Annotated in this window: 12 protein-coding genes; 5 read left to right on the top strand and 7 right to left on the bottom strand. The window is 66.0% G+C overall.

What is annotated here, in order from left to right; translation table 11 throughout:
* The first annotated feature begins 34 nt into the window (after positions 1–34).
* Positions 35–1,444, top strand: coding sequence for a carotenoid oxygenase family protein (locus F5544_RS04265; RefSeq protein WP_238847080.1), 1,410 nt, complete (start codon positions 35–37; stop codon positions 1,442–1,444).
* A 3-nt stretch (positions 1,445–1,447) separates the two neighbouring features.
* On the opposite strand, the gene F5544_RS04260 is transcribed toward F5544_RS04265, so the two are convergent.
* The 3 genes from F5544_RS04260 to F5544_RS04250 all read right to left on the bottom strand — a co-directional run bounded on the left by F5544_RS04260 (position 1,448) and on the right by F5544_RS04250 (position 3,577).
* A complete protein-coding gene (locus F5544_RS04260; protein WP_167471956.1) occupies positions 1,448–1,846 on the bottom strand; it encodes a PPOX class F420-dependent oxidoreductase in 399 nt (132 codons plus the stop codon).
* Between the two features lie 40 nt (positions 1,847–1,886).
* Positions 1,887–2,363 (bottom strand): DUF1772 domain-containing protein, encoded by a 477-nt coding sequence (locus F5544_RS04255; protein WP_167471955.1) that lies wholly within the window; start codon positions 2,361–2,363, stop codon positions 1,887–1,889.
* 212 nt (positions 2,364–2,575) lie between these two features.
* Positions 2,576–3,577, bottom strand: coding sequence for an alpha/beta hydrolase (locus F5544_RS04250; RefSeq protein ID WP_167471954.1), 1,002 nt, complete (start codon positions 3,575–3,577; stop codon positions 2,576–2,578).
* A 285-nt stretch (positions 3,578–3,862) separates the two neighbouring features.
* On the opposite strand from F5544_RS04250, the gene F5544_RS04245 reads away from it, so the two are divergent.
* Both F5544_RS04245 and F5544_RS47000 read left to right on the top strand, forming a co-directional pair.
* The gene (locus tag F5544_RS04245) at positions 3,863–4,549 is read left to right on the top strand and encodes a response regulator transcription factor (RefSeq protein ID WP_167471953.1); all 687 of its coding nucleotides are present in this window, start codon (positions 3,863–3,865) and stop codon (positions 4,547–4,549) included.
* Positions 4,546–5,880 (top strand): sensor histidine kinase, encoded by a 1,335-nt coding sequence (locus tag F5544_RS47000; protein WP_167471952.1) that lies wholly within the window; start codon positions 4,546–4,548, stop codon positions 5,878–5,880. The genes F5544_RS04245 and F5544_RS47000 overlap by 4 nt, the downstream gene beginning before the upstream one ends.
* 83 nt (positions 5,881–5,963) lie before the next feature.
* Here F5544_RS47000 and F5544_RS04235 read toward each other — a convergent pair whose 3' ends face one another.
* Positions 5,964–6,938, bottom strand: coding sequence for a DUF1259 domain-containing protein (locus F5544_RS04235; protein WP_167471951.1), 975 nt, complete (start codon positions 6,936–6,938; stop codon positions 5,964–5,966).
* A 251-nt stretch (positions 6,939–7,189) separates the two neighbouring features.
* Between F5544_RS04235 and F5544_RS04230 the strand changes: the two genes are divergently transcribed.
* Positions 7,190–7,768 (top strand): TetR/AcrR family transcriptional regulator, encoded by a 579-nt coding sequence (locus F5544_RS04230; protein ID WP_167471950.1) that lies wholly within the window; start codon positions 7,190–7,192, stop codon positions 7,766–7,768.
* A gap of 75 nt (positions 7,769–7,843) precedes the next feature.
* A complete protein-coding gene (locus tag F5544_RS04225; RefSeq protein ID WP_167471949.1) occupies positions 7,844–8,755 on the top strand; it encodes an alpha/beta fold hydrolase in 912 nt (303 codons plus the stop codon).
* Positions 8,756–8,841: 86 nt separating this feature from the next.
* On the opposite strand, the gene F5544_RS04220 is transcribed toward F5544_RS04225, so the two are convergent.
* The 3 genes from F5544_RS04220 to F5544_RS04210 form a co-directional block, all read right to left on the bottom strand.
* Positions 8,842–9,723, bottom strand: coding sequence for a virginiamycin B lyase family protein (locus tag F5544_RS04220; protein WP_167471948.1), 882 nt, complete (start codon positions 9,721–9,723; stop codon positions 8,842–8,844).
* Between the two features lie 103 nt (positions 9,724–9,826).
* Positions 9,827–11,401 (bottom strand): FAD-dependent monooxygenase, encoded by a 1,575-nt coding sequence (locus F5544_RS04215; RefSeq protein ID WP_238847079.1) that lies wholly within the window; start codon positions 11,399–11,401, stop codon positions 9,827–9,829.
* A 108-nt stretch (positions 11,402–11,509) separates the two neighbouring features.
* Positions 11,510–12,127, bottom strand: a complete 618-nt coding sequence (locus F5544_RS04210; RefSeq protein ID WP_167471947.1) for a TetR/AcrR family transcriptional regulator — start codon at positions 12,125–12,127, stop codon at positions 11,510–11,512.
* Between the last annotated feature and the right edge of the window lie 111 nt (positions 12,128–12,238).

Raw genomic sequence — 12,238 nt, 5'->3', positions numbered from 1 at the left:
GAGCAGGCGCGACATCCTTCGAGGTGCGGCCGCGTTGACCGTTCTCGGAGCGACAGCGGCCAACCTCGACGCGCCGACCGCCGGCGCCGGCCAAGAGCGGTACCCGTTCCTCGAGGGCGCCTTCGCGCCGGTGCGAGAGGAAGTCACCGCGTTCGCGCTACCGGTCACCGGCCGCATCCCGAGCGAGCTCAACGGGTGTTATCTACGCACCGGGCCCAACGTGCTCGGCCTGGAGGATCCGCGCGCGCACCACTGGATGTTGGGCGAGGGCATGGTGCACGGCGTTCGGCTGCGTGACGGCCGGGCCGAGTGGTACCGCAACCGCTGGGTGCGCTCGTCCGGGGTCGCGGCAAAGCTGGGTGAGCCGTACCGGTGGCAGGTGCCCGCGGAAGACTTCGCGCCCAACACGCACGTCATCAACCACCATGGCCGGATTCTCACGCTGCAGGAGAGCGGGCCGCCGCCGTACGAACTCGACAGCGAGTTGAACACGTTGGGGCCCTATGATTTCGGCGGATCGCTGACGGGCGCCTACACCGCGCACACCAAATTCGACGAGCAGGCCGACGAACTGCACGCGGTGACCTACCACCCGACCTGGGACCACGTGCGGCACCTCGTCGTCGACCGGTCCGGCCGCGTGGTGCGGACCACCCGGATCGAGGTCGCCGACCATCCGATGATGCACGACTTCGCGCTCACCGAGCGTTATGTGGTGATCTTCGATGTACCGGTCACATTCGACCCCCAACCGGGCAAGGCGGTGCCCTACAAATGGAACGTCGACCACCCGGCCAGGGTGGGAGTCATGGATCGGGCAGGCGGCCCGGTCAATTGGTTCGCCGTGGATCCGGTGTTCTACTCCCACACGCTCAACGCCTACGACGAAGGCTCCACGGTGACAGTGGATTTGACAACGCTTCCGGCGCCATTCGAGGTAGCGGGCAAGCAGGGTTTCGGCGGACCGTCGGCCTCGGGCACGCCCGTATTGGAGCGCTGGACAATCGATCTGGCGCTCGGCCAGGCGCGGCGGCGCGTGCTGGACGATCGGCCGCAGGAGTTCCCGCGTGTCAAGGAAAGTCTGGTGTCGCGCAGGCACCGGTATGGCTACTCGGCCTCGCCCGGCGACCTGTTCGACGCGTACCTCGACAAGCCGGCCAACTCCTTCGGCAATGCATTGATCAAACACGACTTGTCCGAAGGGAATTCGCAAGTTCACCGGTTCGGCCCGAACGCGGCCGCCAGTGAAGCGGTATTCGTGCCGGCGGCGCAGAGCAAGACCGAGGACGATGGCTACGCACTCGCCTACGTGAACAATCCGGAGCGCAATGCCTCGGACCTGGTGATCCTCTCCGCCCAGGACTTCACCGGAAATCCCTTGGCCCGCATCCACCTTCCGAAACCGGTACCGCTGGGCTTCCACGGCAGCTGGGTGGCCGACTGAGCACTACTCGATGACGCGACTGGTGAACTCGAAGGGACCGCCGTCGATGCCCCAGGAGATGATTCGTTCGGGGTGAATCCGGATGACCGCGCGTTCCTGGGGCGGGAACGGCGGCTCCTCGTCGTCGAGCGCCTCGGCCGTGCCGCGTACCTCGATGCCGCGAATCACGTACGGCTCCAATGAAACCTGTTGGTCGACGACGAACGACACCCGGCTGCCCGCCTCGACATTGCGGTACTTCCGGCTGGCACGCATTCGCATGCCGCCGATATCGATCGTGCCGTCGGCGTTCACCCGATAGCCGGTCGGGTTGTTCTGTACGACGCCGTCGGGCGATACCGTTGCCAGCCGGCCGATTCCGGCCTCGGACAGGAACAGCTGTTCGTTGCTGGTGAAGGTCATGTCGGTACTCCTCGGTGAATTCGATTCGGGCGCTTCGGGATCAGAACAGGATTAGCGCGGCGCACAGTCCGGCGATGGCAATGAACTGCAGGGTGACCCGGTACTTCAGGATGCTGTCCCACTTGTCCTGCAGCGCACGGGCATTGGGCGGAATGATGCCGCTTTGCGCGGCGGCGGTCTGCTGGGAATTGATCGGTTTGGCGACGCGGACGTAGAAGGCGAGCCAGGTCAGCAGCGCCGCCACCGTGATCCCCGCCGCGACAGCGGCTCCGATCTGCCCGGCCCACAGCGCGATCACCAGCGTGAGCACCGCGGTGACCGCACCGCCCGCACCGAACACCGGCATGCGTTTATCGCCGTAGTAGTGACCCCATCCCGCACTGATGGTCATGGTCGCGTCATCGAGCTTGCGGTATACCGACCGGGTGATCAGGGCCACGGAGGCATCGGTGCCATAGACCACCGCATTGGCGAGAACGGCGACGGCGGCGATGATCTGGCCGGTGACAATGAGCATTTCGGCTTCCCTTTCCCGAAATCTAGCATCGCTAGAAACTAGAGCAACGGTAACATTACTCCGCTACTTTGTCTAGCGATGCTAGATTTTCTGCCCGCGTCGATCGGTCAGCGCGCCGTGATGATGTCCGGGTCGGTGGGTGTTCGATCGAGGGCGGTGGAGTCGGCCGCGCGCAGGAATCGTAGGTGTGATCACGCCCCGACCCGGGTCGTTCATATCGTCAGGCCCATGCCCTGTGCCAGCATCGGCCACGATTCGTGCAGCGCCTTTTCCCAGTAGGGCCAGTAATGGGTTCCGACCGGGTCGAATTGGTAGGTGGCCGGGATGTTCAGTGCGTCGAGGCGGGTCTTCAAATTGTGGGTGCACCCGTTCACGGCGCTCTCGATGATCACGCCGAGTGCGAGGGTCGTCGGTCCGCCATTGTTCAGGTAGTAGTTGACGTCGTCGGCCATCGGGATGCCGCTGCCGCTGGAGATGTAGAGCTGGGTGCCGCGAAGTTTCTCGGCGTTGACGACCGGGTCGTTGGCGGCCCACAACGGGCTGTCGGCCGGACCGAACATATTCAGGGTGTTGCCGCCGCCCCAGGCTTCGACGGAGAGTTTGACGAACTGCTGTCCCATCGGGTCGGCGATCTGCGCGCACCCGCTGTAGGCGGCGACACTCTTCCACAGGCCCGGTTTGGCCTCGGCCAACGCCAGCACCGACGTGCCGGAGGTCGACAGACCGGTCATGGCGTTGCGGCCCGTCGAGTGCAGGGTCTCGTCCAACAGCGGGGGCAGTTCCTCGGTGAAGAAGGTCTTCCACTTGTTCACGCCCAGTTGGGGATCGGGTCGCAGCCAGTCGGCGTAGTAGCTGCCGAAACCGCCGATCGGCTGAATCACGTTGACCTGCTTGTCGGCCAGCCAGCCGAACGCATCGGTTCGCGCCTTCCAGTTCGCCGTGCCCTCACCGCCGTCGAGACCATTGAGCATGTACAGGTTCGGGGCGGGTGTGGATTCGTCGGCCGGACGCTGGACATCGACGGAGATATCTTTGCCCATCGCCGCCGAGTACACCTTCAAATGCCAGGTACGACCGTTCTTGATGACGGAGGTGACCGCGGAAGGCTTCTCCGGGCCTGCCGACGCGGTGGCGCCGTGCATTACCAAAGACAGTGCGGCGGTGAGTGTTACGGCACCGGCAAGGGCAGCACTCCGTAGGGCTGAGAGTTTCATCGAGCAGTCGGTTCCGATCCGTAGGCCGCAGTCGCTTGTCGTCGGGGTGATTCCGGCCTGCGGACCGCCACATCCCCCGAGCAGCTATGTCTTTCGCCGAGGCAAGGCCGTTACGACGACGTGACTGTCGGCCGGGAATTCCGCTGCGCGGCAAGGTATCGGCGTTGGATACCTCCTTCCGCTGACATCTTGTGGTCTAGTTGTATCCGAGACGAGGACGCGTCCGCACGCACCTGGTGTATCGGTCTTCGATGAAGCCGAGATGAAGATGGGAGCGTGCCGCCCATGCGTGTGCTGGTTGTCGAGGATGAGCCCAAGATGGCCGAGTTGCTGCGGCGGAGCTTGGCCGAAGAAGGGTATGCCGTCGATGTCGCGGTCGATGGGCTCGACGGGTACGGGGTGGCGGCCAGCCGCCTGTACGACGCGATCGTGTTGGATGTGATGCTGCCCGGCCGAAGCGGATTCGAGGTATGCGAACAGCTACGGGCGGAAGGGATCTGGGTGCCCGTGCTGTTGTTGACGGCGCGCGGCGCGGTGCGCGACCGGGTTAGTGGGTTGGATGGCGGGGCGGACGACTATCTGACGAAGCCGTTCCATCTGGACGAGTTGTTCGCCCGGCTGCGCGCACTGATCCGGCGTGGTCCGGTGCCGCGGCCGACGATGCTGGTGGCCGGGGATCTGCGGATGGACACCACCGAGCGGCGCTGCTGGCGTGGCGATGACGAAATTCTTTTGACCGCAAAGGAATACGCTCTGCTCGAGATGTTCCTGACGCAGCCGGGAACGGTGTTGACGCGGGAGGCGCTGACCGAGCACTGCTGGGATTTCGCGTTCGAGTCGCGGTCCAATGTCGTCGACGTGCATGTGCGGGGATTGCGGGACAAGATCGACCGGCCGTACGGGGTAACCTCGCTGGAGACGGTGCGCGGTGTCGGATATCGGTTGCGTAAGGACGGCGGGCGAGCGCGATGATCCGCCGTTGGCCGATCCGGATCCGCCTCACCGCCGCGTTCACGATCATGATGGCCGTGGTGTTGACCGTGATCGGCTACGCGACCGTCGCACACATGCGCTCGTTCCTGGACACGTCGGTCACCGAGTCGCTGACCTACCAACTCACCGAGCTCCGTCCGGTCGCCGCGGCCGTGGAGCCGACACTGCCGGGGCCGAGCCAGGATACCGCGGTGCAGGTCCTCACGGCCGATGGACATGTGGTCGCGGCGACGGCGGAACTTCCTGGGCCGTCGGTTCTTTCGGATACCGAGTTGGCCGCCGCTCGGCGTGGCACCGTGATCGCCGATCATCCGGCCGCCGCGGACCTGCCGGGGCCGGTTCGGTTGGCCGCGACGAGCGCGCCCCAGGATCGGATCGTGGTGGTCGTGGTCAGCCTCGCCGATCGTGACGCGGCGGTCGCGGATTTGGCGCGGGAGCTCGTCATCGCATTTCCGCTGGTGCTCGTGGCGGCCGCGGTGGGGGCGTATGCGCTGGCGGTGGCGGCCCTGCGTCCGGTGGAGCGGATGCGGGCGCGAGCCGCGGGGATCACGCATACGGATCCGGCCGCGCGCCTGCCGATTCCGGCGGCGAACGATGAAATATCCCGGCTGGGAATCACTTTCAACGACCAGCTGGCACGGTTGTATGAGGCGGTCGACCGGGAGCGACGATTCGTCGCCGATGCCGGTCACGAATTGCGCACCCCGCTCGGACTGCTCACCACCGAGCTAGAACTCGCGCTGCGCAGGCCGCGCGGCAATGCCGAACTCACCGATGCCTTGCGCTCGGCGCTGGAGGAGACCGAACGGCTGTCGCGGCTGGCCCGAAATATGTTGTCGGCCACCGCAGGCCGGCCTCGCGATCCCGGATCACCGCTGCCGGTGGTCGATTTGCCGCCGCTGCTGGACGCGGTGGTCGCGCGGTACGGCGTGGCGGCTCGCGATATCACCGTCGATTGTCCGCCCGGGGCGCGGGCCGCCGCGGACTCGGAGGATCTGGATCGCATCATGACCAACCTGGTCGACAATGCCATCGAGCACGGCGGGCCGCCGGTCGACATCCGCGTGGACACCGGCGGTACGGCGGTGATCGTCACCGTCCGCGACCATGGCCCCGGCATCGATGCGGAGTTTCTGCCGCATGCGTTCGAGCGGTTCGCTCGGGCGGACGCCGCGCGAACCCGGGGTGGCAGCGGGCTCGGTTTGGCCATCGTCACCGCGCTCGCACAGCGCAATGCGGCGACCATTACCGCCGCCAACCACCCCGGCGGCGGGTTCCTGGTCACCGTGACGCTGTCGGCGCCGCGCTAGCGGCCGACTCGGATGACGACGACCGGCCCGGCGGTTGATGGCGTCACCCATTTCTGGATTGTCTGAACCTGTTGGAACTCTTGCTATTTCGCGAGGTTTGTCGCGTCCAGAGCCGTGCGGAGGGTCTTGGCGATGGTGACCGCGTCGTCCACGGCCCAGTAGTGCAGGAAGAAGATATGCGGGTCGTCGGTGAGCATGTGGTTGTGCAGTTCGACCACGTCGATGCCGCCCTTTCGCAGTGCTTCGATCACCTTGTCGACTTCCGTTGTGGTAAGCGCGAAATCGCCGTTGACGGCGGCCCCGCCGGCACCGGTCGGCTGGAAGTTGATGACGGTGGTGACGCCGAAGGTCGGAGGCAGCACATGTCCGCTGTCGCTGATGGTTTCGGCGCGGGCGAGGTTGTATTTGAACAGGCCGCCGTCGGCGGTTCCCTTGCGGCCCAACGCCGCGTCCACACCGGCGGTGTCGATATCGACCGGCGGCTGCTGGGCGGGCGGTGCGGCGGCGGGGGCGATGGAGGTGGCGTCGAGGACGGCCTTCATGGCCTTGCCCAGTTGCGCCGGGTCGCCCATGCCCTCGATATGGGTCCACCAAACCTGCGGGGAGTGTCCGAGCAGATGCTTGTGCAGGGCGGTCTGCCGCAAACCGTTGGCGTGCAGGGCATCGGTGACCTTCGGCAATTCCTCCTCGGTGACGACCAGATCGCCCATCACCATAGCGCCGTCGTCGTATTTACCGAACGCGGCGTAGCCGCCGAGCGACAGGCCCGGTTTGATGTCAACGCCCTGAGACTGCACGTGCAGGTCCGACCGGACCAGCGGGATCCGGTAGACGGTGTTGTTGTCGCCGAATTTTCCGGTCCGCCCGAGCGCGTCGGTGACCGGTTTCCAATCGGCGTCGGTGGTGGCGACCGGCTTGTGCGAGCCGCTCATCGGCATGTCCATGGTCGAAGTGCTGGAGGTGCCGCTATTGCTGGAGCACCCCGCCGCCACCGTGACAGCGAGCAGTGCGGTCAGGATCGCCACACGTCGGACGGATCGACCGGCTGAAACGCGCATGAGGATTCCTTGTCGTCGGAGTAGGCAGACCGACCGAGGCGAGACGGGCTGCGGGGCAAGGTATATCGGCGGTTCATGAAGCCGGGATGAAGATACCGACCCGGTGCGCAGGCCAGCGGCTTCCGGAAGTCTTGCGAGCTCATTCTGTTCGGAATGATCGGCTCGAGTGGTCGACGGTACTGCTGGCCCGGCGGCGATCCCTGGCGCGATTTATTTGAACGTTTGGTCAAGTAACGGTAGGGTCTACAACCGTGGGCAGGGTGAAGGAGTTCGATCAGGACACAGCGTTGTGGGCGGCGATGGAGCTGTTCTGGCGTCAGGGGTATGAGGCGACCTCCATGCAGGATCTGGTGGCGCACTTGGGTTTAGGGCGCGGGAGCATCTATCTGGCGTTCGGCGGTAAACGGGATCTGTTCCTGGCCGCGGTCGAACGGTATGTGGATGATTCGCGCGCCGGACTGCTCGATCGGCTGAGCGCGCCCGGCTCCTCGCTCGACGCGGTGCGCGACCTGGTGCGGTGGTACGCGGAAATGTCGCTGACCGATGACCAGCACAAAGGGTGTCTGATGACCAATACCGCAGTGGAATTGCCCGGCGACGAGGGCGCGGGCCGCATCGTGACATCCGGGTTGGAGATCATGGAGACCGCCATCACGGCCACGCTGATGCGGGCGCGCTCCGAGGGCGAGCTGCCCGCCGATCGCGACCCGGTGGCGCTTGCGCGCTTCCTGGTGACCCTGTTACAGGGCATGCGGGTGGTCGGCAAAACCGCACTGCGCCAACGGTTCCTCGACGACACGGTCGAACAGGCCCTCGCGCTGCTCGCCTGACTCAACCCCTTCTCCGGAAGGGGCTTCTTCATGTCCATTTTCTTGACCGAACATTCAAATAAAGGATTCATCATCATGGTTTCCACCCCCACCGACGCCGAACTGGCCGCCTCGCTGGACGGCGCGTTCACCAGCACGCACGCCGAGGTCAACGGGATACGGCTGCACTACGTGAGCGGCGGCGAAGGCGATCCGCTGATCCTGCTCGGCGGCTGGCCGCAAACCTGGTGGCAATTCCGAAAGATCATGCCCGCGTTGGCCCGTCGCTACCGCGTGATCGCGGTCGACCTGCGTGGAATGGGCGGATCGGCCAAACCCGAAACCGGCTACGACAAGAAATCCATGGCGGCCGACATCCACGCGCTGATCGGCCATCTCGGCTACGAGTCGGCCTTCGTCGCCGGACACGATATCGGCGCCTCCCTCGGCTATCACCTGACCGCCAACTTCCCGGCCGTCGTACGCCGATTGGTCACCATGGATATGGGCGTACCCGACGCGTCATGGCTGGCCATCCCGATGCTCCCGGCCTCCGACGAACAGGTCGCCGCGCTCACCGAGGGCCGGGGCGGATATCCGTGGTGGTTCGCGCTCAATCAACTCCCGGAACTGCCGGAACGATTGCTGGACGGGCGATTCCGGCTGTTGATCGATTGGCTGTACGGCCACATGCTGGCCGACCAGGCCTCGGTCGACGAACAAGCCCGCCGCGTATACGCCGCCGCCTACGACTCGCCCGAGGCCATCCGCGCGGGTAACCGCTGGTATCAGACCATGCGCAAGGACGTCGCCGATCTGGCGACCTACCAGCCGGTGACCACCCCGATCCTGACCCTCGCCGGTGCGGATAGCTACTCCGCGCTGCGGGAACAGATGGCCGACAAGGGTACCGACGTGCGGGTCGTCGCCGTCCCCGGCAGCGGGCACTACATCGCCGAGGAGCAGCCCGAATTCGTCGTCGAGCAACTGACGGCGTTCTTCGGGTGAGTCCGGCATGCGCGGCCGATCGCGTGCCTATTCCGCCGCGATCGTCCGCACATGCTGGGCTGTAATGCGTTGCGGCCGATCGTGATTCAAGGCGCGATGCGGGCGACCGAACCGATCTCCAACGCCGTCCACACCGCGCCGTCCGGGCCGACCGTGATGCCGTGCGGCTCGGATGCCGGTGTCGGCAGGTCGAATTCGGTGACGACGCCGGTGGCGTCGATCCGCCCGAGCCGGTTGGCGCCCCACTCGGTGAACCAGCAGTCGCCGGACGGCAGTGCCGCGATGGCATGCGGTCTAGCCGCGGGGTCGGGCAGCGGGAACATGCGGAAGACGCCGCCGCGGTCGATGCGGCCGATCCGGCCGGCGGCGATGTCGACGAACCAAAGCGCGTCATCCGCGCCCCGGGTAATACCCACCGGAGCACCATGATCGGGCAGTGGGTAGATGGTGATCTCGCCGCCGAGGTCGATGCGTCCGATCGCCTCGGCCTGGTTGAGCGTGAACCACAGCGCCTCGTCCGGACCCGCGGTGATCATGGACGCGAACGCGCCCCGAACCGGCAGATCGAAGTGGGTGACCGCACCGTCGGCGGTGATCCGGCCGATGCGATCGGCGTTCATCTCGGTAAACCACATGGCCTCGTCGGGACCCGCGCATATTCCGAATGGCCCACTGCCCGAGGGTAATTCGAACGCCGTCAGGTCGCCGTCGGTGGTGCTGCGCGCGATGTGATCGTCACCGGACCGGGTGAACCACAGGGCGCCGTCGGCGCCAGCGGCGACGACGCTCGGACGGGATCCTGCGCCTCCCGCCGAATACCGTTGCACGGCACCATCAACGGACAGCCGGGCGATCTCACCGCTGTGCACCAATGTAAGCCAGAGCGCGCCATCGGCGCCCGTGGCGATTCCATAGGGTCCCGCCTCGGCGGCGGACACCGAGAACTCCTGAATGACTTGATGTTTCATCAAAATCCTGTCTGTCGTTCCATACACGGCGAAGGGATATCCGACGCCGCGCGTGCCGACCCTCGACATGTGTCGGTGCTCCGAATGGTCTGCTGCCGAGCGGTCAGGACTGCCGAGCGCCGAGCGACGCCGTGGCCGGTGCGCCGAACCAGGACGACAGCGCCTCCCGCAGCCCCGTATCGCCGGGTTCGTCGATGGTTGCGGCCCAGGCGATGTGACCGTCCGGACGGATCAGCAGGGCGTCCGCCGGTCGGTTTTCGGTTGTAGCGCTGCGGATTTCGACTCGATCCTGCCAATCCCGGGCGATGGCACGCAGTTCCGCGCGGTCGGCGAGATCGAGCAGCACGGGCCGTGCGCTGTGCATGAGTTCGGCGACGCTGCTCGCACCCGCTTCGGTGCGCAGGGCGAGATCGGGTGCGAATGTGCCGGTCAGCGGGTGCCCGTTCGGGTTCGGCAGCCGATAGCGGATATCGGCGCCCGCGATGAGCGCACCCATCCGCCGCAGGGGTTGTTCGTCGATGAGCAGTTCCTGGAACACTTCTCGCAGCGCCTCGGCGGCCGGATCGGTGCCGCGCCGCAGCGCAACCTGCGCCCGGGTGTGCAGCATGGTGCGCTCGCCCGCGTGGTGGCGTTCGTCGTGGTAGCTGTCCAGCAGACCCTCGGGCGCCCAGCCGTGCACCTCGGCGGCCAGCTTCCAGGCCAGGTTGACCGCGTCGAGCATGCCCGCGTTGATCGCGACGCCGGTGGCCGGAAACAGGTGGGCCGCGTCACCGGCTAGCAGGATCCTGCCGTCGCGGTAACGTTCGGCCTGCCGCGCCTTGAAGGTGAAGCGTGACAGCCGAAGTGCTTGCACCACAGGCAGGTTCGCACCGAGCACCCGGTGGATACTGTCCTGCATCTCGGTGACGGTCAGCGGGATGTCATCGTCGTATTCGGCGGTCTCCTCCTCGGTCGTGTAGACCGAAACCACCGCGGAATCGGGCGAACTACCCAGTCCGAACAGGCCGTTTTCCGTGCGGGTGAAACCCGCACGGACAGTTCCGAATCCGGGAACCTCGAGATCGCCGTTGTCCAACCGGGTCACCGAATCGGGCAACGTGACCTGCGCTAGCCGATTGACCTCGGGGTAGGTGTTGCCGGGGAACGGAATCGCGGCCAGATCGCGAATCCGGCTGCGCGCACCGTCGCAGCCGACGAGATACCGTGCGATCACCTGATATTCGCCCGCAGGCCCGCACACCTGAGCGGTAACCATATCGGCGTCCTGGCGCACGCCGATCACCTCGTGCCCGCGGCGGATATCCACCTCGAGTTCGTCGGCACGCTCACCGAGCAGTCGTTCGAGCGACTGCTGCGGCAGCGGCAACGCGTGCATCGGCGAATCCGTCAGCGACGTCAGGTCGACGTGCACACCGCCGAACGGAAACCGCGGCGCCGGAATGGGATCGGTGCATGCCGCGGCGAAACGATCCAATAAACCTCGATAGCGCAACAGTTCCAGGATCTGACCGCCGAGCCCACCGGCCTTCGGGGTGTCGCGCGGCCGGGGCTGACGCTCCAGCACCAGCGGCCGCACCCCGGCCGAACGCAGCTCGGCCGCCAGCATCAAACCGGTCGGACCCGCACCCACGATGATCACGTCGGCATCGAATACTCCGCTTACCACACTGGTACCCACGCACACCTCATTACTTCCATACCGACTCAGGCCAGCGATTCTGCACTACGTACCGGGTCTTGCCGCAAGCCCGCCAATGCCCTATATGTTGAAACGGGACGATTCACATCACCCGGCGCGCCTGAACGCACCGGCCTGTGCAGCGAGGGTCGCGCCGGCCGCGGCATGGTCGGGCAGGCCAGGATCTGCCGGATCCCGCAGCAGAACCAGCCGGTGATAAAGCGGTGCGGTAGCGGCTATCAGCAGGGCGCGCGCATCGGTATCAGCCGGGATTTCACCGCGCTCCACCGCTCGCTCGACGACGATCTCGCACTGCGTATACCGGTCCTCCCACAGTCGCCGCAGCGCTCGGGCGGCCTCCTCGGAACGGAACGAGACCGCGATCAATGCCGTCGCGATCGATGACTTCTCGGTCAGCGAATCCTGGATCTCTTGATTGAGCGCCGCCAGATCGCCACACAGGGAACCGGTATCGCGCGGATGCCAGTCCAGGTCGCTCGCGGCGGCGAAGACGTCGGTGATCAGGCCGCCGACATCGCGCCAGCGGCGATACACCGTCGCGCGATGCACCCCGGCGCGAGCGGCGACGCCGTCGATGGTGAGCGCGTCGTAGCCGTGCTCGGTCAACTCGGCGCTGACCGCGTCGAGTACCTGGGCGCGGATGCGAGCGGTCCGGCCGCCCGGCCGGGGCCGCGGCGTGGGTGACTCGCTGGGTGGAGAACTCATCGTCGATATTCCCGGTTGCTCGATGGGACGGCGTGTGGCACTATCTTAATGCAACAGTCGTCGCACTAGTGAGGTTTGCCGATGTTCTTCCGAGGTGTTCGCCCGGCCATG

This window comes from Nocardia arthritidis (assembly GCF_011801145.1).
Classification (GTDB): Bacteria; Actinomycetota; Actinomycetes; order Mycobacteriales; family Mycobacteriaceae; genus Nocardia; species Nocardia arthritidis_A.
The sequence above is the reverse complement of the archived record's forward strand: the minus strand, read 5'-3'. Positions and strand labels throughout refer to the sequence as shown.